The organism is Nocardia sp. CA-290969, from assembly GCF_050936135.1.
Taxonomy (GTDB): domain Bacteria; phylum Actinomycetota; class Actinomycetes; order Mycobacteriales; family Mycobacteriaceae; genus Nocardia.
In genome coordinates this window covers 903,150-921,814 of sequence record NZ_JBNJNJ010000001.1, presented here as the reverse complement: position 1 = coordinate 921,814, position 18,665 = coordinate 903,150, and the positions used below count along the sequence as shown (strand labels likewise).

18 protein-coding genes and 1 pseudogene are annotated in these 18,665 nt (G+C 69.0%); 8 read left to right on the top strand and 11 right to left on the bottom strand.

The features are described from left to right. Window positions 1-168: 168 nt before the first annotated feature. Window positions 169-1,644: an Asp-tRNA(Asn)/Glu-tRNA(Gln) amidotransferase subunit GatA gene (gene gatA, locus ACQEVO_RS04370; protein WP_432922323.1), complete on the bottom strand. Its 1,476-nt coding sequence runs from the start codon at window positions 1,642-1,644 to the stop codon at window positions 169-171. 5 nt (window positions 1,645-1,649) lie between these two features. Next, window positions 1,650-1,949 carry an Asp-tRNA(Asn)/Glu-tRNA(Gln) amidotransferase subunit GatC gene (gatC, locus tag ACQEVO_RS04365; RefSeq protein WP_432909101.1) on the bottom strand — a complete coding sequence of 100 codons (300 nt, stop codon included), beginning with the start codon at window positions 1,947-1,949 and terminating at the stop codon, window positions 1,650-1,652. A 247-nt stretch (window positions 1,950-2,196) separates the two neighbouring features. Here gatC and ACQEVO_RS04360 point away from each other — a divergent pair, with 247 nt between their 5' ends. After that, a complete protein-coding gene (locus ACQEVO_RS04360) occupies window positions 2,197-2,847 on the top strand; it encodes an amino acid-binding protein (protein ID WP_432909100.1) in 651 nt (216 codons plus the stop codon). 15 nt (window positions 2,848-2,862) lie between these two features. Here the strand turns inward: ACQEVO_RS04360 and ACQEVO_RS04355 are convergent, their stop codons facing one another. After that, window positions 2,863-3,195, bottom strand: coding sequence for a hypothetical protein (locus ACQEVO_RS04355; RefSeq protein WP_432909098.1), 333 nt, complete (start codon window positions 3,193-3,195; stop codon window positions 2,863-2,865). A gap of 210 nt (window positions 3,196-3,405) precedes the next feature. On the opposite strand from ACQEVO_RS04355, the gene ACQEVO_RS04350 reads away from it, so the two are divergent. Next, window positions 3,406-3,639, top strand: a complete 234-nt coding sequence (locus tag ACQEVO_RS04350) for a hypothetical protein (protein ID WP_432909096.1) — start codon at window positions 3,406-3,408, stop codon at window positions 3,637-3,639. Between the two features lie 20 nt (window positions 3,640-3,659). On the opposite strand, the gene ACQEVO_RS04345 is transcribed toward ACQEVO_RS04350, so the two are convergent. The 6 genes and pseudogenes from ACQEVO_RS04345 to ACQEVO_RS04320 form a co-directional block, all read right to left on the bottom strand. Beyond that, on the bottom strand, window positions 3,660-4,904 hold the full coding sequence (locus ACQEVO_RS04345; protein ID WP_432909094.1) for an AAA family ATPase: 1,245 nt from the start codon (window positions 4,902-4,904) through the stop codon (window positions 3,660-3,662). 450 nt (window positions 4,905-5,354) lie between these two features. Further along, complete coding sequence (gene ligA / locus ACQEVO_RS04340; RefSeq protein WP_432922320.1) at window positions 5,355-7,475, bottom strand: NAD-dependent DNA ligase LigA; 2,121 nt, start codon at window positions 7,473-7,475, stop codon at window positions 5,355-5,357. A 364-nt stretch (window positions 7,476-7,839) separates the two neighbouring features. After that, a complete protein-coding gene (locus ACQEVO_RS04335; RefSeq protein ID WP_432909092.1) occupies window positions 7,840-8,874 on the bottom strand; it encodes a methionine synthase in 1,035 nt (344 codons plus the stop codon). After that, window positions 8,871-9,971 (bottom strand): tRNA 2-thiouridine(34) synthase MnmA, encoded by a 1,101-nt coding sequence (gene mnmA, locus ACQEVO_RS04330; protein ID WP_432909090.1) that lies wholly within the window; start codon window positions 9,969-9,971, stop codon window positions 8,871-8,873. The genes ACQEVO_RS04335 and mnmA overlap by 4 nt, the downstream gene beginning before the upstream one ends. A 3-nt stretch (window positions 9,972-9,974) precedes the next feature. Continuing rightward, the gene (locus ACQEVO_RS04325; RefSeq protein WP_432909089.1) at window positions 9,975-11,201 is read right to left on the bottom strand and encodes a cysteine desulfurase family protein; all 1,227 of its coding nucleotides are present in this window, start codon (window positions 11,199-11,201) and stop codon (window positions 9,975-9,977) included. Window positions 11,202-11,446: 245 nt separating this feature from the next. Further along, a pseudogene (locus tag ACQEVO_RS04320) lies at window positions 11,447-11,643 on the bottom strand (SDR family oxidoreductase); the annotation flags it as partial. A gap of 209 nt (window positions 11,644-11,852) precedes the next feature. On the opposite strand from ACQEVO_RS04320, the gene ACQEVO_RS04315 reads away from it, so the two are divergent. Both ACQEVO_RS04315 and ACQEVO_RS04310 read left to right on the top strand, forming a co-directional pair. Continuing rightward, window positions 11,853-12,479, top strand: a complete 627-nt coding sequence (locus tag ACQEVO_RS04315) for an antibiotic biosynthesis monooxygenase (protein WP_432909088.1) — start codon at window positions 11,853-11,855, stop codon at window positions 12,477-12,479. 125 nt (window positions 12,480-12,604) lie between these two features. Further along, window positions 12,605-13,168, top strand: coding sequence for a TetR/AcrR family transcriptional regulator (locus ACQEVO_RS04310; protein ID WP_432909086.1), 564 nt, complete (start codon window positions 12,605-12,607; stop codon window positions 13,166-13,168). A 34-nt stretch (window positions 13,169-13,202) separates the two neighbouring features. On the opposite strand, the gene ACQEVO_RS04305 is transcribed toward ACQEVO_RS04310, so the two are convergent. Further along, the gene (locus ACQEVO_RS04305) at window positions 13,203-14,324 is read right to left on the bottom strand and encodes an alpha/beta hydrolase (protein WP_432909084.1); all 1,122 of its coding nucleotides are present in this window, start codon (window positions 14,322-14,324) and stop codon (window positions 13,203-13,205) included. A gap of 181 nt (window positions 14,325-14,505) precedes the next feature. On the opposite strand from ACQEVO_RS04305, the gene ACQEVO_RS04300 reads away from it, so the two are divergent. Next, a complete protein-coding gene (locus ACQEVO_RS04300; protein WP_432909083.1) occupies window positions 14,506-15,108 on the top strand; it encodes an NAD(P)-dependent oxidoreductase in 603 nt (200 codons plus the stop codon). Here ACQEVO_RS04300 and ACQEVO_RS04295 read toward each other — a convergent pair whose 3' ends face one another. Then, complete coding sequence (locus ACQEVO_RS04295) at window positions 15,109-16,008, bottom strand: LysR family transcriptional regulator (protein ID WP_432909081.1); 900 nt, start codon at window positions 16,006-16,008, stop codon at window positions 15,109-15,111. It lies immediately after the preceding gene. A 56-nt stretch (window positions 16,009-16,064) separates the two neighbouring features. Here ACQEVO_RS04295 and ACQEVO_RS04290 point away from each other — a divergent pair, with 56 nt between their 5' ends. The 3 genes from ACQEVO_RS04290 (at window position 16,065) to ACQEVO_RS04280 (ending at window position 18,546) form a co-directional block, all read left to right on the top strand. Next, the gene (locus ACQEVO_RS04290) at window positions 16,065-16,859 is read left to right on the top strand and encodes an inositol monophosphatase family protein (protein WP_432909080.1); all 795 of its coding nucleotides are present in this window, start codon (window positions 16,065-16,067) and stop codon (window positions 16,857-16,859) included. A gap of 261 nt (window positions 16,860-17,120) precedes the next feature. Then, a complete protein-coding gene (locus ACQEVO_RS04285; protein WP_432909078.1) occupies window positions 17,121-17,507 on the top strand; it encodes a MerR family transcriptional regulator in 387 nt (128 codons plus the stop codon). A 115-nt stretch (window positions 17,508-17,622) separates the two neighbouring features. After that, complete coding sequence (locus tag ACQEVO_RS04280) at window positions 17,623-18,546, top strand: quinone oxidoreductase family protein (protein WP_432909077.1); 924 nt, start codon at window positions 17,623-17,625, stop codon at window positions 18,544-18,546. Window positions 18,547-18,665: the final 119 nt, after the last annotated feature.

The window sequence follows — 18,665 nt, the reverse complement described above, 5'->3', positions numbered from 1 at the left end:
CGTTCCATGGACCCGACGTGCCGCGGAGCTCACGGCCACCGGCACCGCCCGGACAGCCAGTCGACCGACCTCGGCCGTGCCGCGGGGCGCTCGGCCGAGAACGGCGTGGGGCGGCGGCCCGATCCCGGACCACCGCCCCACCTCATTCATCCGTGGTTCGCTACCGCCTCAGGCGATCGGCCCGCGCGCCGCCTCGTAGGCCGCACCGACCCGGTACAGCCGGTCGTCGGCCAGCGCCGGGGCCATGATCTGCAAACCCACCGGCATCCCGTCGTCCCGGCTCAGACCCGACGGCACCGACATCGCCGGATGCCCGGCCAGGTTGGTGGGCAGCGTGCACAGGTCCGACAGGTACATCGCCAGCGGATCGTCGACCTTCTCGCCCAGCTTCCACGGCGTGAACGGGCTCGTCGGCGAGACCAGCACGTCGACCTGCTCGTAGGCCTTGTCGAAATCGCGGGCGATCAGCGTCCGCACCTTGAGCGCCTGACCGTAGTAGGCGTCGTAGTACCCGGCCGAAAGCGCATACGTACCGATCATGATGCGGCGCTTCACCTCGGGCCCGAAACCGGCGGCCCGGGTGGCGGCCATGACCTGCTCGGCGCTGTGCTGCCCGTCGTCGGCGACCCGCAGCCCGTAGCGCATGGCGTCGAACCGGGCCAGGTTGGAGGACACCTCACTGGGCAGGATCAGGTAGTAGGAGGCCAGCGCGTACTCGAAATGCGGGCAGGACACCTCGACCACTTCCGCGCCCAGATCCTTCAGCACACCCACCGCGGCGTCGAAGGAGGCCAGCACGCCCTGCTGGTAGCTGTCGGAGTGCAGTTCCTTGACCACGCCGATCTTCACACCCCGCAGATCGCCGCTCGCACCCTGGCGCGCCGCCTCGACCACCGGCGGCACCGGCACGTTGCGGGAGGTCGAATCGCGCGGATCGTGCCCGGCGATCACCTCGTGCAGCAGCGCGGTATCGAGTACCGTCCGCGCGCAAGGGCCGCCCTGGTCCAGCGACGAGGCGCACGCGACCAGCCCGTACCGCGACACCGTTCCGTAGGTCGGCTTGGTGCCGACGGTCGCGGTGACCGCGGCCGGCTGCCGGATCGACCCACCGGTATCCGTGCCGATCGCCAGCGGCGCCTGATAGGAGGCCAGCGCGGCCGCCGAACCACCACCGGACCCGCCGGGAATCCGGCCGGTGTCCCACGGGTTCTTGGTCGGCCCGTAGGCGGAGTTCTCGGTGGAGGAGCCCATCGCGAACTCGTCCATGTTGGTTTTGCCGAGGATCGGGATCCCGGCCGCCCGCAAGCGCGTGGTGAGGGTGGCGTCGTAGGGCGCCACCCACCCCTCGAGGATCTTCGACGCGCAGGTGGTGGGCATATCGGTAGTGGTGAACACGTCCTTGAGCGCCAGCGGCACACCCGCCAGCGGCGAGGCCGGCGCTTTCCCGCCGGCGATCGCGGCGTCCACCTCGGCGGCGGCGGCCAGCGCCTGCTCGCCGGCGACGTGCAGGAAGGCGTGGTATTCGCCGTCGACCTCGGCGATCCGGTCCAGATGCGCCCGGGTCACCTCCACCGACGACACCTCGCCGCCGTGGATCTTGCCGGCGAGCTCGGCCGCACCGAGTCCGGTCAGTTCGGAGCTCATGCTGCTCATTCGCCCTCCCCCAGGATCTGCGGCACCAGGAACCGCTGATCTTCACTGGCGGGCGCGCCGGACAGGGCCTGCTCGGGGCTGAGCCCGGGGCGTACCTCGTCGGGGCGGGTCACATTCGTCACCGGATCCGGGGACGGTGTGGCGGGAACATCGGCGGCGGCCACCTCGGAGATGGTCGCCACATGGCTGAGGATCGAATCCAGCTGTCCGGCGAACTGGTCGAGTTCGGTCTCGGACAGGGCGAGCCTGGACAGCCGGGCGAGGTGTGCGACCTCGTCGCGGGAGATGGCGGTCACCGCGAACCCCTTTCGGCGATAGTTCGGATTACGGATCACAAGCACCGAACAGCCTAATGGTGCCGCTCGCCGGGGTCGGCCGCGAGGCCACACGAGCACCGCGGGTCACCCGATTCACACCGTCCGCTACCGCTGCGGGGCGGTCAGGGCGCACAATTCGAGTCGAGAACCCGCAGAAATGGGTGTAGAGATGAGCAGACCGGGTATCCGTTGAGAGCCTCGGCCGCTGAAGGAAAGGGAAACGCACGTGTCTTATCTGCTCCGCGTGCAACTTCCGGATCGTCCGGGAAGCCTCGGATCGCTCGCGGTGGCGCTCGGCACCGTCGGTGCCGATATCCTCTCGCTGGACGTGGTCGAGCGCGGCGCCGGGTTCGCCGTCGACGATCTGGTCGTCGAGATCGCCCCGAACGCGCTGCCCGATACGCTGATCACCGCCGCGGAATCACTGGCCGATGTGCGCGTCGACTCCATCCGGCCGTACTCGGGTGTCCTCGACACCCACCGCGAACTCGAACTCATCGACAACGTCGCCAATGCCCGCGACGACCGGCTCCAAGTGCTGGTCGACGGGATTCCCCGGGTGTTGCGGGTCGGCTGGAGCACGGTGCTCGATATCGGCCCGCAGGGCGCCTACCGCCTGGTCGGCAGCCAGAGCGCGCCGCAGACCCAGGCGGCTTCGGTGCCGTGGATGCCGTTGCAGAAGCCGACGGCCCTCGATCCCGACGCGGACTGGGTACCGCAGATCTGGCGCGATATGGATACCAAACTGGCCGCCGCGCCGCTGGGTCCGTCCAGCCAGGCGCTGCTGCTGGGCCGCCCCGGCGGGCCGGATTTCCGGCCGTCGGAGATCGCACGACTGGGCTACCTCGCCGGTATCGTCGCCACCGTCCTGAGCTGAGCCCGGCCGGTTGCGCTACTTCCCGGGTTCGACGATCCGCCACCGGTCCGGTTTGCCGGGCGGGTAGGCGACGGTGAGGGTATCGCCGACAGCGGGCCAATAGGCGGCGTCCCAGACCAGTCGCCCGTACACCACGGTGCCGGCTTCGGACGGACCGGACAGGTTTCCGGTGATGGTGACGAACTGCTCGCCCATCGCCTCGGGCCGCGGGCTGACCCCGGTGAGATACAGCGACCCGATCTCCGCGTCCTGCGGCAGTGCGGTACCCCGCCGCCCGCGGAACACCAGGACCAGCATTCCCACCAGTGCGGCCACCATGATCGCCAGCATCGCGAGTTCGAAGAACACACCACCATGCTAGGCGGAGCCGCCGCCCGCACCGGTCGTGCACGCCCGAGCCGGGCGCGGTCCGGTGGATTCCCGGTCCGAAACCCGAAGCGCCGGAAAAAGATCATCCGAAACGCCCATGAGTAACTGTTTGCGTGAGTCCTGCCGCATCGCGCATCAGGCCGCCGCCACGGGGTATTCCACGATTACCGATGCGGAAGGAAGATCGAAATGCCGAACCCATCGATTCGAACGGGCGCGACCGGCAGTCGTGTAGTCAGCCTGGTACTCCTGATCTGGTTCGTGGCGGGCATCGTCGCCGCCTGGCAGCGGGGCTATTTCAACGAACCACCGGAACAATGCTCACACGCCGCGACGCTGGCGGTGAACATCGTCGCCGGACCACTCAACTACATGGGACTCAACCCGAAGATGGGTTGCACACTGCCACAACCCAGCAACTAGCCGGCTCCGGCGGCCGGCGCTCAGGACAGCGCGAGTGTGCTGACACCGGCCGCCGACCGCCGGACCGTCCACACACCGGTGCGGGTCCGCGCCGACCGTCCGTTACCGCGGTCCACGAGCGTGCGATCGCCGGTCGTGTACACCAATTGCGCACCGCGGGTGTTGGTTTCCGGATTCTGGAACAGTTGCACCAGGCGGTCGGCCTCCTCGACCGTCAACTGCGCCCCGAGATCATCGACCACGAGCACCTTTCCGGCGTCGAGGGCATCGAGCAGTACCGGGAGCAGCCGCAGCAGCGCCACCGTCGCCGAGGATTCCTCGGCGAGGGTGAACACCGGTTCCACACCGGTGTGCACCAGCCGCAACCCCACCCCGCGCCGGGCGACCATCCGCGTGTACAGCGCGTCGCGCGCATTGCGCATATTGGTCAGTTCGCGCGCCAGCTGTGCGGCGGTGAGCCCGGTGTCCTGTTCCAGCTGCGCCGCGTAGCCCGCGGAGGCGATCGCCCGATCGGTCTGTTCGCTCAGCGCCGCGATATCGGCGTCGAGGTCGCGCAGATAGTCGGCATAACCGGGGTCGTTCTGCGCGATGAGCAGATCGGTGATGCCCAGATCGGCGGTCTGTAGCAGGGTCAGCAACCGGGCCGCGTTCTCGGCGGACCGCGACAGATGCGAACCCACCCGCAGTTCGATCGCATCCGTATCGCCGGGACCGCGCAGCACCTCGAGCATCGTCTCGAACCAGCGGTAGGCGGGTACCAGCGCCTCGGCGTACATCTGCCCCGCCAGGCTCAGCAGCAGCGCATTGGGCCGCACCAGCGGCACCAGCGCGGTGATCCCGAACCGGGCGGCCTCGAACATCGGCCCCACCCGTACCGCCTCGCCCTCCCGTTCGAAAACGATTCGTTTCCGCGACCGGGGATGGCTGTAGAGCCATTCGGCCGCCACATCGGCGGCATCCAGCCGGAACCCGTAGGTGTACGGCGTCCCCTCGGCGATGAACACCGCCTCGAATTCGGAAGGCTGCCCGGTATGACCGAGATGGGGCGCACGTTCGGGCCCGGCGTAGGGGTCCCAGCCGGTCACCGACCGCAGCACGGCGTCGCGCATCTGCCCCAGCGCGTCGACCAGGTTGGATTTACCGGCCGCCGGCCCACCGTGCACAGCGGTCACGGGCACCGCCACCGGCGCACTACCGCGGGTCAACCGTAATTCCTGAAGGTCGGCCAGCGATTTGTGGTTGGACACCCGGAAACTGCGCAACATCCCGCTATCCTGCCGTGTCCGGTCCCGACACCACGGAACCGGGCCTCACCCGTGTCGCGCCGCCCCTGCTACGGGCCGAAAACTTCTCCGGCACAGTCACTCCAGCGCTGCTACTCTTGCCGACCGTGACCGCAGGTGCTCGCTTTCTTTCAGATCGTCTTCCTCATAGCCGGCCTCGGTCTGCTACTCGGCGCAGCAATCTCCGGGTATACCGGATATACGGAGGGCGGTGACACCTACAGCATCGGAACATTCGAGATGTCCTGGGAATGCGGTCCGACGGGCGACTGCTCGACAAAGAAGAGCGACGGCCCAAGCTACCTTCCGTTCCCGCGTAATACAGATTTTCCGGTCGTGCTCGCGCTGACCGGAGTCGGCCTGCTGGTCGCGTCGGTTTCGGTCGCTGTCGGAGGGCGAAACCCGTCCCGTTGACCCGGACTCGCCCTGCGACTATTCGTCCGAGGCTTCCGGTCCGGGGCTCGAGCCGCTCGAGGGCCGCACCGCGTCCGGACCCGACTCCAGCAACGTGCGGAAACCGTCCTCGTCGAGGATCGGGACACCGAGTTCCTCGGCCTTGGCGGCCTTCGAGCCGGGCGAATCGCCGATCACCACGAACGCCGTTTTCTTCGACACCGATCCCGCGGCCTTCCCGCCGCGCTGCAGAATCGCCTCCTTCGCGCCGTCGCGGGAGAAGCCCTGGAGCGATCCGGTGACCACGATGGACAGGCCCTCGAGGTTGCGGGGGATCGATGCGTCGCGTTCGTCGGCCATCCGGACCCCCGCGGCCCGCCATTTGTCCACGATGGCGCGATGCCAGCCGACGGCGAACCATTCCGCGACCGCGGTCGCGATGGTCGGCCCGACGCCCTCCGCGCCCGACAGCTCCTCGAGTGATGCCTGCTCGATGCGTTCGAGACTGCCGAATTCGGCGGCCAGGGCGCGCGCGGCCGTGGGCCCGACGTGGCGGATGGACAGCCCGACCAGTACCCGCCACAGCGGGACGTCCTTGGCGGCGGCGAGATTGTCCAGGAGGCGGCGGCCGTTGGCCGAGAGGCTGCCGTTCTTATTCACGAACAGCGAGACGTTCTGCAACCGTTCGGCGTCGAGGTCGAACAGGTCGCCCTCGTCGGTGATCGCACCGGAGTTCAGCAGCGCGACGGCCGCCTCGTAGCCCAGCGCTTCGATATCGAAGGCGCCGCGACCGGCCACATGGAACACCCGCTCCCGCAGCTGCGCGGGGCAGGTGCGCTGGTTCGGGCAGCGGATATCGGCGTCGCCTTCCTTCTCGTAGGCGAGTTCGGTCCCGCATTCCGGGCAGTGGGTGGGCATCACGAATTCGCGTTCGTCGCCGGTGCGGGCGTCCACCACCGGACCCAGCACCTCCGGGATCACGTCACCGGCCTTGCGGATGGTGACGGTATCGCCGATCAGCACACCCTTGCGCACCACCTCGGCGGCATTGTGCAGGGTAGCCATCGCGACCGTGGACCCGGCGATCACCACCGGTTCCATCACCGCGAACGGCGTGACCCGCCCGGTGCGCCCGACGTTCACCGCGATATTGCGCAGTTTCGTGGTGGCTTCCTCCGGCGGGTATTTGTAGGCGATCGCCCAGCGCGGCGCCCGGGAGGTGGAGCCCAGCCGGCGCTGCAGCAGCAGTTCGTCGACCTTCACCACCAGGCCGTCGATCTCGTGCTCGATATCGTGGCGGTGCTCGGCCCAGTAGGCGATCCGCTCCAGCACGGCGTCGACACCCTGCACCAGCACGGTATGTGCAGATACGGGCAGACCCCAGGCAGCCAGCGCCCGATAGGCGTCGTGCTGGGAGCGGGGCGTGAATCCTTCGGTGCGCCCGAGGCCGTGGCAGATCATCCGCAGCCGGCGCCGCGCGGTGACCGACGGATCCTTCTGCCGCAGCGAACCGGCCGCGGTATTGCGCGGATTCGCGTACGGCGGTTTACCTTCCGCCACGATCGCGGCGTTGAGGGTTTCGAAATCCTCCAGCCGGAAATACACCTCGCCGCGGACCTCCAAGAGGCCGGGGATGGGGAACTCGTCGGTTCCGGTGAGCTCCCCCGGGATGTCCTCGATGGTCCGCGCGTTGAGCGTGACGTCCTCACCGGTGCGCCCGTCCCCGCGGGTGGCACCGCGCACCAGCTTCCCGTTGCGGTAGACCAGATTGAGCGCGACCCCGTCGATTTTCACCTCGCACAGATAGTGCAGATCCGGGCCGGTCTCCTCCTCCACCCGCGTTACCCAGGCCCGCATATCCGCCTCGGAGAAGGCATTGTCCAGCGAAAGCATCCGCTCGAGGTGATCCACCGGGGTGAAATCGGTGGCGAAACCGCCACCCACCAGCTGGGTGGGCGAATCGGGGGTGCGCAGATCGGGGAACTTCTCCTCCAGCGCCAGCAACTGCTGGAACAGCCGATCGAATTCACCGTCGGAAATGATCGGCGCGTCCCGGACGTAGTACCGGAACTGGTGTTCGCGCACGGTATCGGCGAGTTCCTGCCAGCGGACGCGTTCTTCCCCGGCGGCCGGTGGCGGCGCGGCCTCGCCGGTGGCGATATCCCGTTCGGTGGGGGCTCCGGTCTCACTCACATCTGGCAGATTAGTCGAGGCCACCGACACTCCCGGTCACATATCTGCACGTCGCCGCCCCCGAGCCGACCGGGTCGGGCATCCGTTGCGGTCCGCGGCGAACACACCGGAAACACCACACGACCGCCTGGGCTGCGCTGGGCGCCACGCGCACATGCCCCGATGACGACAGCGGGACGCCGCTGCCCGGACCTGGTGGTGAGCGGTGGCCCGGCAAGTACATGAAACGCGTCGCGCGCCGACCGCGACTGTCGACGGCATCTCCCCGAATCGGTGGCCGCCGGGCAACTGTCTGCCCGATGGCTGCGCCGACGCCCGGATGCGGCGAAACCTACTGCGGCACCAGAGATTCCGGATCCTGCGCGAAGGCCTTCGCGGTGTCCGCGGCCAAGCGCAGCGCATCCCGCGCCCAGCCCAGTGATGCGCCGCCGAGTCCGCACGCGGGGCTGACCGTCACCCGCCGGGCCAGTTCGGAGCGGGGGAACCCGAGCCGATCCATCAAGCGCGCGCCCGGCTCGGCAATGTCCCGCCAGGTCGGCGGGGTGCCGGGCTTCGTTGTCGGCACCATTCCGAGCACCAGGTGTTTGCCCGCGTCCAGCGCTTCGCCCACCGCGTCCAGGCCGGCCGTCCCGGAAAGGGTCGCGAGATCGAAGCCGAGCGCGCCGGCCGCGGACCGGCGCAGGAAATCCAGCGGCGGACGGTTCGCGCAGGTGTGCACGAGAGTCGCCACCCGTTGCGGTGCCAGTACCGCGTCGAGAATCGACAACGCCTCCGGTTCGGGCACGGCCGGGACCGTGTTCAGCACGCTCGCCCCGCGCAGCGAACCGTTGAGCACATCGGCCAGTGACGGTTCGTCCAGTTGCAGCACGACCTCGGTCTCGAGCCGGGCCGCGATTTCGGCGATATGCGCGGCCAGCCCTTCGGCCAGCGAATCCGCCAGATCGCGTACCGCGCCGCGGTCGGTGAGCACCCGATGGCCGTGCGGCAGCTCCACCTGCGCGGCCAGGGTCAGCGGACCCGCCGCCTGCACCTTCACCGGCCGCCCGCTACCGCGCAGGCCGGCGTTCTCCCAGGCCTCCTGGAGCGCGTCGAGATCGGTGCGCAGCAGATCGTGTGCGCGCCGCGACACCCCACCGGGGCGCGCGGCCAGCCGATAGCCCCGCGGGGTGGTATCGAAACGCATATCCACCAGCAGCGCCGACACTCGTCCGACGGTATCGGCGCCCACACCACGCCCGGGCAGTTCCACCAGATGCGGTAGTCCGGGCAGTTCGCCGACGATCACCGCGGCCGCCTCGCGCGGGTCGGTGCCGGGCCACGACCCGACCCCCGTCGCCACCCCCGCCGGGATACCGCCTGGGGTCATCGGGGCGCGCCGGCCGGTGCCGTACGCGAGGTGGCGGCGATGGTCCCGCTGCCCAGCACTTCGTCACCGGCCGCATCCGGCCGGTACAGAACGGCCGCCTGACCACGGGCGACACCACTGAGCGGTTCGTGCAACCGCACCCGCAACCCGGCACCGACAGCTTCCGCCGTGGCGGGTGCGGTACCGCCGTGCGCGCGGACCTGCACCACACACTCGACCGGCCCGTCCGGCGCCACGCCGCCGGTCCAGACGGCCCGCTCGGCGTCGATACTCCACACCTGCAGATCACCGGCCGACCCCACGTGCACGGTGCCGGAGTCCGGATCGATCTCGGTGACGTAGCGCGGTTTCCCGTCCGGCCCGGGCCCGGGCAGACCCAGACCCTTGCGCTGTCCGATGGTGAACCCGTGGACACCGTCGTGCCGCCCGAGTTCGGCGCCCTGCCGGTCGACGATCGCGCCCGGCCGGATGCCGATCTTCGCCCCGAGGAACGCCCGGGTGTCGCCGGAGGGGATGAAGCAGATGTCGTGGCTGTCCGGTTTATCGGCCACCGCCAGGCCGCGTTCCGCGGCTTCGGCGCGGATCTGCGGTTTCGGGGTGTCACCCACCGGGAACATGGCCCGCCGCAGCTGCTCGGCGGTCAGTACCGCGAGCACATACGACTGATCCTTGTCCGCATCCACGGCCCGGCGCAGCACACCGTCGGCCAGCCGGGCGTAGTGCCCGGTGACCACGGCGTCGAAGCCGAGCGCCGCGGCCCGGTCGGCCAGCGCGGAGAATTTGATCTTCTCGTTGCAGCGCAGGCAGGGGTTCGGCGTTTCACCGGCGGCGTAGGCCGCGACGAAATCGTCGATCACGTCTTCTTTGAAGCGGTCGGCGAAGTCCCAGACGTAGAACGGGATACCGAGCACATCCGCGGCCCGGCGGGCATCACCCGCGTCCTCCTTGGAGCAACAGCCCCGCGAACCGGTGCGCAGGGTCCCCGGCGCGCTCGACAGCGCCAGATGGACCCCGACCACCTCGTGCCCGGCGTCGACGGCCCGTGCCGCCGCCACCGCGGAATCCACTCCACCACTCATCGCGGCGAGTACGCGCATACGCTACGCACCTCCTCTCGCACCGGCCAGGCCCGCGGCTCTGGCTCGTTCCACCACTTGCGGTAATACTTCCAGCAAAGCGTCGATATCGGCCCGCACCGAGGTGTGGCCGAGGGAGAACCGCAGCGAACCGCGCGCTTCCCGAGCTTCGACACCCATCGCGATCAGGACGTGGCTCGGCGAGGCCACCCCGGCCGTGCACGCCGAACCGGTCGAACATTCGATCCCCGCGGCGTCCAGCAGCATCAGCAGCGAATCGCCCTCACAGCCGGGAAACGTGAAATGCGCGTTGCCGGGCAACCGGCGATCGTCGTGCGGGCCGTTGAGCACCGCGTCCGGCGCGATCCGGCGCACCCCGGCGATCAGGTCGTCCCGCAACCCGGTCAGTTCCTTTGTCCGGGTGGGCATTTCCGCCACCGTCCAGCGCAGCGCGGCGGCCAGCCCGGCCGTGGCGGCCACATCGGAGGTCCCCGACCGGAGATCGCGTTCGTGCCCGCCACCGTGCAGCAGCGGCACGCAACCCACCTGCCGCCCGAGCAGCAGCACACCCACCCCGTGCGGGCCACCGAGTTTGTGGCCGGCGAAACTGGCGGCGGCCAGCCCGCTGGCCGCGAAGTCGATGGGTAGTTGCGCGGCGGCCTGCACCGCGTCGCTGTGCATGGGCACCCCGGCGGCACGCGCGATCTCGGCCAGTTCCGCGATCGGCTGGATCGAGCCGATCTCGTTGTTCGCCCACATCACGGTGACCAGCGCCACCTCCGCGGGATTCTCGGCGAGTTCGGCGCGCAGCGTCTCGGGCGCGACGATTCCGTCGCCGTCCACCGGCAGCCAGGTGACCCGCGCGCCCTCGTGCCGTTCCAGCCATTCCACGGTATCGAGCACCGCATGGTGTTCGGTGGCTCCGGCCAGGATGCGGGTACAGCGCGGATCGGCGTCGCGGCGGGCCCAGTAGATCCCTTTGACCGCGAGATTGTCGCTCTCGGTTCCGCCGGAGGTGAGGATCACCTCGGACGGCCGGGCCCCCAGATCGGCGGCGATCGATTCGCGCGCCTCCTCCAGCCGCCGGCGGGCCGCCCGGCCCGATCCGTGCAGCGAGGAGGCGTTACCGCCGTGCGTGAAGACAGCGTTCATCGCCTCGATGGCGACGGGCAGCATCGGTGTGGTCGCCGCATGATCGAGGTAAACCGTCGTGGGCACACCGTTGACCGCACCCGGGAAAGCCGACTTCATGACCGATCAAGCCTAACCCACCGTTGACCTGCACATCTTTGGGGTCTCCCCCCTGCTTCTACGATTTTTCTACGATTCGCACGGGACTGACAACAGTGCAGGCACCACCGGCATTCCCGGGTCCACGACAGAAGGGATGTCACTCGGTCTCAGCGCTTCGATGGTGGGTTCGACGCCCGAACCCACCGCCGAGGCCGGGTCTGCGTGCGACCTCGCTCGCACCTTTCAGCGGGCGCCGCTGATGCCCCGTCCACCGGGATCACCGTGCCGGTGAGATACGTACCGGCACGTGACGATAGAAGGATCGCGGTGCCTGCGATGTCGTCGGAGCTGCCGACCCGCCCGAGCGGGACTTGCCGCTCGACCGCGGCGCGGGCGCCGGGGTCGTCGAGGACGAAGGCCATCATCTCGTCGGGAACGGTCCCGGCACAACGGCGTTGACAATCGGCACACGTCCAGGATCAGGACGTCGGCGCCGTTCCGCCGCAGGCGCCGGTACCGCGGCTGCGGCACTCTGCGCTGTCAGCGGCGCTTCCGACGCGATCGATATGGGTTATTTCCGAGCTATTGCTATGGCAGTCCCGCGAGAGAAGTGTGGGGGGCATCGGTGGTGCCACCGGGGCGCTGCCCTGAGCACAGAGGGAGTCGATCGTGTACGCACGTTCTACAACCATTCAAGCGAAGCCCCCCGCGATAGACGCCGGGATCGCGCATGTACGCGACCGGGTGATGCCGGCCCTGGAGGCCATATCCGGCTGTATCGGGATGTCGTTGCTGGTCGACCGGGCGTCGGGTCGCTGCATCGCGACGACATCGTGGGAGTCCGAGGAGGCGATGCGCGAGAGCGCCGATCAGGTGCATTCGCTCCGTGACCGCGCCGTCCAGCTGTTCGGTGCCGATTCGGCGCGGGTCGAGCAGTGGGAGGTCGGGGCCATGCACCGCGACCATCGCATACGCGAGGGCGCGTGCGCCCAGGTCACTTGGGCCGAGGCCGCCGATCTGGGCCGGTTCGACGCAGCGGTCGAGACCTACAAATCCATGGTCGCGGCGCAACTGGAACAGCTGCCGGGATTCTGCAGCACGAGCCTGCTGATCGACCGGGCAACCGGACGCGGCGTCGCATGCGAGACGTTCGACAGTTCCGACGCGATCGAACGAAACCGCGAACAACTCGAGACCCTACGCCGCGAAGGTACCCGCCGAGCCGGTGTCAACGTGCTCGAAGTCGGCGATTTCGAGGTCGCGCTCGCCCACCTGCGCGTCCCCGAGCTGGTCTGAGGGCGGGTGGCGCCGCGAGTAGCAAGGTCGCGGCAAGTGCTGGAGGTGGTGTACGTCTGCATGAGTCTTGGGTGTTGACCGAGATAGCATCGGGGCCAGACGGCCGGTAAGCGATCGGATGGTTGATGCCTCGTAACAGACGTCCGCGTGATCGCGCGGAGAAGCGTGCGGAGATCGTGGCGGCCGCGCGGCGATTGTTCGTCGGGCAGGGCTACGAGTCGGTATCGATGACGCGCATCGCGCGCGAGGCCGGGGTGGTGTCCAACACCGTGTACTGGTATTTCCAGGACAAGGACGCCGTGTTGATCGCGGTGCTGGACGAGGTGCTCACCGAGGCGATGGACCGTTACCGCGCGGTCGCGGAGGTCGAGTTGACCGATCGGCTCGTGTGGATGGTCGGTGAACTCGAACAGGTGAACCGGTTGGTGACCACGGTCCACGCGCGGTCCAAGGAATCGGCCACGGTCGGTGAGTGGCATGACCGGTTCCACACGCTGGCGGAGGACCTGTTCCGGATCGAGCTGATCGAACTCGGGTGCACCGATCAGGATCTCGACGCGGTGATCACCTTGGGGGTGTTCGTCATCGAGGGCCTGCTGATGCACCCCGCAGACGAGCCCGGTAAGCGAGCGGTGATCTCGACCCTGGTCCGCAGCGCCCGCGGTCTCGCCGTGACGACCACGCCCTGACACCCGGGCCGGCCCGCCCCGGTGTCCCGGTTCGTCAGTGGTGGGCTGCGGCGGTGTCGCCGAATTGCTCTGCCAGGAAGAGGATTTGGTCGCGGACGGCCTGTTCGAAGTGAGTGCCGACGTAGATGTCGAAATGTGCGCACGGGTAGGTCCGGATGTGGACGTGGGCCGCGTCGGCGGCGTGGGCGATGGTGGCGGCAGCGGGAGCAACGGCGTCGTGGTCACACACGCACACCAGCGTCGGAGCCTGAATGCGCACCATGGCGCGACCGGGCCGATAGAACGGTAGCCGTAGCGCCAGCCGGGCCGAGAGCGCGTTCGCGGCGGTGAAACTGCCGCGGGGACCGGTCAGTACACCCCAGAGGCTGTCGCGGCCGATACCCGGTTCGGCCGGGGAGAGGTTGCCGGAGAGTTCGAGGTGGGGTGCGAGCTGGGCGCGCAATCGCGGCAGCCGGCGCAACGCGGCGCTGGTCCGCGCCGACAACAGGGTTCCGGCGGGAACGAGTTGCGAGGCACCGGACACGGTGTCGGGCGAGACCAGGAACCCCGGCAGCCACGACGGCCCGGCCATGGGCATCAGCACCGGACGCGCACCGAACCAGGACCCGACGGTATCCAGCAGCGCTGCCCCGCCGAGTATCAGCATGCTCGGCACGCCGGCGCGTAGCCGCGCCAGCGTCGAGGCCGGGCCGTCGGTGAACGGGCACTGTGCCACCACCGCCGCGACCCGGCCGTCCGCTGCGGCTACCTGCAGCACATGCCCTCCACCGAACGAACTGCCCCACACCGCGATCCGCTGCGTGTCGACGAACGGCAGGGATCGCGCATACGCCAGCGCGGCATGCCAATCCGCCAGTTGAGCGCCGATATCGATGAGCTGCCGCGGCTGCCCGCCACTGGCGCCGAGATACCGGTAATCGAAGACCAGCACCGACCAGCCCGCCGCGGCGAACCGTTCGGCGAAGGCGTCCAGGCGCATCTGCCGCACCGCGCCCAACCCGTGCCCCATCACCACCATCGGCCCGGGGGTCCGCGCGTCGTGCGCGGTGTAGAGCCACGCCACGCATTCCTGCCCACCGGACACGAACCGCACTTCCTGCCGGCTCGTGTCCGCGCTCGTATCGATCGAGGTCGGCGACTGTCCGGTGGTGCCCATCGGGTGGTCCTTTCTCCCGCTTCTTGATCATTGATCAAGAAATTTCGGAAGTCAGGTTAGGTCGCCTCTTGGTCGCCAGTCAAGAAAGCGGACGGGCGATAGAACGGATTGCGTCTGGGTAACTTATGGCATCAGATACTTGCACTTGATGTTAATTGGAGACGTCCCTAGCGTTCTCGGTATGAACCTCACCATCCTGGCGGCATCCGGACAGACCGGACTCGCCCTCACCCGACAGGCGCTGCATCGCGGTCACACCGTGACCGCCATCGCGCGAAACCCCGACCGGATCGCCGTGGCCGACTCGCCGAATCTGCGCAAGGTAGCCGGGGAGGTGAACGACGCTGCCGGCATCGCCGCCGTTGTGGACGAAGAATCGGTGGTCCTGTCCGCGCTCGGCACCGACCGCGCCGGCACTCTGCTCGCCGGCGCCGAGGCGGTCGTCGCCGCCGGCCCACGCCGCGTCATCTGGCTCGGCGCCTACGGCACGGGCAGGTCGGCAGAGGTAGCCGGCGCGGAAATGCTCGCCGCGGTGCTGGGCGATCGGTTGGCCGACAAGGTCGACGCCGACAACACCATCCTCGCCGCAGGTGGCACGGTCTTCCATGCCGGGATGCTCGCCGACGGGCCGGAAAGCCCCCGCCGGCGCACCGTCGGCCTGGCGGCCGGGGCACCACTGGACTTCGGGGTGAAGATCAGCCGGGAAACCGTCGCCGCGGCCATGCTCGACGAAGCCGAAGCGCCGGAACATCCCGGTGCCGTGGCACTTCCGTTGGCAGAGTAGTCAACCGGTGGTGATCTCCGCGAGTGACACTCGAACCTGCTCACGCAGCCACGCGTGAGCAGGATCGGAATCGTAGCGCTGATGCCAGTTGCAGTTGATCACCGCTGCCGGGGACTCGACCGGCAAGGGCAGAGCGATGAGCCCGAACGCATCGATCAGCGGGCGGCCGAGCGTGTGCGTGCACGTGACCAGCGCGTCGCCGCGGGCGGCGATCTGCAGAGCCGTGGACACCGTCGCCACCGCCGCGACCACCCGCCGCCGAAGCCCTTCGGCCTCGAGCACGTCGTCGATCGGGGCGGTGAGACGCCCGCGCCGGGAGATCACCACATGCGGCTGCGCCGCGTAGGACACCAGGTCGAGTCCTTGGGCGCACGGATGATCCGCGCGCATCGCTACGACGAGCCGATCGTCACCGAATGGCTCGGAACGGAATTCGGGCAGTCCGGGCCTGCTGCCACCGAGTTCCAGATCGACCCGGCCGTGTCGCAGATCGTCGGTGTCGACGGGATTCTCCGCGAGCACCCGCAGCTGTACACCGGGGGCCTGCTGCGCGATCCGCGCGGCCAACACCGGAATCACTGCTACGGCCACCGCGTCGTGGCAGGTGATCGTGAACGTGCGCTCCATCTCGGCGAGGTCCAGTTCGCGGATCGGTGAGAGCACCGCATGGGCTTGCTCGACCAGCCGGTGTACCTCCTCGCGCACCGATACCGCGTACGGAGTGGGTGCCATCGAGTGGCCGGTGCGCACCAGGATGTCGTCTCCGGTCACGGCCCGTAACCGGCCGAGAGTGCGGCTGACCGCGGGCGAGGACAGCTGCAGCCGCTGGGCCGCGCCCCGCACGCTGCCCTCCTCGAGCAGGGCGTCCAGCGCGGTCAGCAGATTCAAATCCAATTGCACAAGAGTAAATCCTATCCAGATATCAATTCGTTTCATTCAACTACAGGAGTATTGCCATGAGCGGAGAACTGCTGGCAGCCACCGTCGCCGCCGTCCGCCACGCCGGCGCTCGGATGATGACGCGCTATTCCATCGAGTCCCGGCAGCCCGGGCTCCCCGACCTGCTCGCGCACCTTCGCGCCAACGACGCGGCCGTGGTCGATGTCTTGCGCCCGGCGTTGACCGCGGCACTGCCGAACGCGAGCTGGCTCGACGACGAACACGGATCGGGGCCGTTGGACATGGGCCAGTGGTGGCTCATCGACCCGGTCGGCGGCAACGTCAACGCCGCCCACGGTATGCCCGATTGGAACATCGGGGTCAGCCTCGTCCGTGACGGCCGCCCGGTGCTCGCGGTGGTCTACTTCCCGGTTCTCGACGAGATGTTCACCGCGACCGAGGGCGGCGGGGCGTTGCTCAACGGCGCACCGCTGCGGGTTTCGGTCAAGACCGCACTGGACGGCGCGCTGGCCGGTACCGGCCAGGCCCGACCGGGCCAAGGCCCCGAGTTCGCCGAGCGGACAGCTGCCTCGTTCATCGCGATGTCGAAATCCGCTTTGCAGGTGCGGGTTTCGGTGCCGGTTACCCACCAGCTGGCCCAGGTCGCCGCCGGCAGGATGGACGTGCACTGGCAGTTCGACAATGTCCGCGCCCACGCCGCAGGTGTGCTGCTGGTCCAGGAAGCCGGAGGCATGGTGACCGCCCTGGACGGCACACCGTGGAAGCTGACCAGCGAAAGCTATCTCGCCTCGGCGCCGGGCGTGCACGCTGCCGCCCTCGACGTGCTCACCACCCGGCCAGGAAACGCCTGATCCAGCTCCTCGAAAACAGCGAAACGGCTCGGCGGGCAAGATTTCGGATCACCCGTCCTGCCCGGGCCGCACAGTTTCGCGTATCCGGCGACGCGTTCGGGCAGCGGACCGATGTCACCTACGGGTTGCACGAGCGGCGGCGCGAGCCCGGAGATCTCGGCGTGCTCGCGGCCGGGGCCGGCGCGGGTGACGATCCGCGCCCACGTCACCCCCGGCGCCGGCGGCCCGGATCCCGGGAGCACGCGGGCGTAGAGTCCGAGGATGCGGATCGGCGAGCTGTCCACGCGCACGGGCGTGAGTCCGCGCTCACTGCGGTATTACGAGGAGCAGGGCCTGCTGACCAGCTCGCGCTCCGAGGCCGGGCAGCGGCACTATTCCGAGACCGCGGTAGAGCGTGTGGCGCTCATCCGGCAGCTGTTCGACGCGGGTATGTCCAGCCGGGTGATCGCATCGGTGCTGCCGTGCGTGGAGACCCCCGGCGATGAGGGAATCGCCGAGATGGCATTCGCGACGATGACGCGCGAACGCGACCGGATCGACGCCGAGATCGCACATCTGATCCAGACCCGGGATGCGCTCGACGTGCTGATCGAAGCCAATGCCCGGCACCGGGCGGAGCTCACCACCGGCTCGGAAAAGGTCGCATAGCCGACCCGATACCGTGACCTGCCTCTCACCCAGTTGCCCCTTACATCGATGTGAGGGGTGACGATGGCCGCAGTGCCCGGAACCACCGGGACGGTCACACGAGAGGCGGCGGAAAATGGGGAAGGCGTGGGGTTTCGGCAAGCATGGCGGGCCCGAGGTGCAGGAGTTCTTCGATCGCCCCGACCCCGTCCCGGGGCGCGGTGAGGTGTTGATCCGGGTCGGTGTCGCCGGGGTCAATCCCCTCGACTATCTGTTGCGCGAGGGCCTGGTCCCCGGACTCGACGGCGGCCGTCCTTTTCCCCGCGTGCTGGGCATGGAGGCGGCGGGAACCGTGCTCGCCCTGGGCGAGGACGTCGATGGGCTCGGGGTCGGTGACGCGGTCTTCGGTTTCGCACTCACCGGTGGCGGCACGTACGCCGAGACGACGGTGCTCTCCGCAGACAACACGGCACGCACGCCGGCGGGGCTGTCCGCGGCGGTGGCGGCAACGCTGCCGGTGGCCGGGACGACCGCGGTGGATGTGCTCGACCAGCTCGATCTCCCGGCCGGTGCCACGATCGTGGTCAACGGGGTCGGCGGCGGGGTCGGCCTCGCCGTTGCCCGGCTGGCCTGCGCCCGCGAGCTGCGAGTGATCGGCACCGGGAGCGCCGCCAAACGCGAGCACGCCGAGGCCGTCGGGGTGCGGTTCATCGACTACGCCGCGGGCGACGTCGTCGCCGCGGCACGCGAGCTGGTTCCGGACGGCGCCGATGGGATCGTCGACCTGGTAGGAGGCACCTCGCTACGGACAGTCGCCCGGCTGGCCCGGAACGCGCGCAACGTCATCGCCGTGGGCGATGCGTCGGTGTCCGATCTCGGTGGACGTTTCGTCGAACGTCGCCTCGACCGCGAGAACCTGGAGCGGTCCGCCCGGCTGGCTCTCGACGGCGTCCTCGCACCTGTGATCTCCGCGGTCCATTCGCTCTCGGACGCCCCGGCAGCCCTCGCCACCGTGGAGAACGGTCACACCGCAGGCAAGGTTGTCATCGAGGTGGCATGAGAAGTTGCCCGGCTGCTCGGCACACCGAACCTGCGCCGGCCGGCCGTCCGCGATGTTGCCCAGAAGTGCGGAATACGGTGTGATCATCGCACCGGCATGTATGGGAGGAAACGGACGTT

Coding starts and splice junctions, on each gene's coding strand:
- gatA (WP_432922323.1), bottom strand. CDS start 1,644: ATGAGCTCCGAACTGACCGGACTCGGTGCGGCCGAGCTCGCCGGCAAG.
- ACQEVO_RS04350 (WP_432909096.1), top strand. CDS start 3,406: ATGCCGAACCCATCGATTCGAACGGGCGCGACCGGCAGTCGTGTAGTC.
- ACQEVO_RS04345 (WP_432909094.1), bottom strand. CDS start 4,904: ATGTTGCGCAGTTTCCGGGTGTCCAACCACAAATCGCTGGCCGACCTT.
- ACQEVO_RS04335 (WP_432909092.1), bottom strand. CDS start 8,874: ATGACCCCAGGCGGTATCCCGGCGGGGGTGGCGACGGGGGTCGGGTCG.
- mnmA (WP_432909090.1), bottom strand. CDS start 9,971: ATGCGCGTACTCGCCGCGATGAGTGGTGGAGTGGATTCCGCGGTGGCG.
- ACQEVO_RS04325 (WP_432909089.1), bottom strand. CDS start 11,201: ATGAAGTCGGCTTTCCCGGGTGCGGTCAACGGTGTGCCCACGACGGTT.
- ACQEVO_RS04310 (WP_432909086.1), top strand. CDS start 12,605: ATGCCTCGTAACAGACGTCCGCGTGATCGCGCGGAGAAGCGTGCGGAG.
- ACQEVO_RS04305 (WP_432909084.1), bottom strand. CDS start 14,324: ATGGGCACCACCGGACAGTCGCCGACCTCGATCGATACGAGCGCGGAC.
- ACQEVO_RS04300 (WP_432909083.1), top strand. CDS start 14,506: ATGAACCTCACCATCCTGGCGGCATCCGGACAGACCGGACTCGCCCTC.
- ACQEVO_RS04290 (WP_432909080.1), top strand. CDS start 16,065: ATGAGCGGAGAACTGCTGGCAGCCACCGTCGCCGCCGTCCGCCACGCC.
- ACQEVO_RS04285 (WP_432909078.1), top strand. CDS start 17,121: ATGCGGATCGGCGAGCTGTCCACGCGCACGGGCGTGAGTCCGCGCTCA.
- ACQEVO_RS04280 (WP_432909077.1), top strand. CDS start 17,623: ATGGGGAAGGCGTGGGGTTTCGGCAAGCATGGCGGGCCCGAGGTGCAG.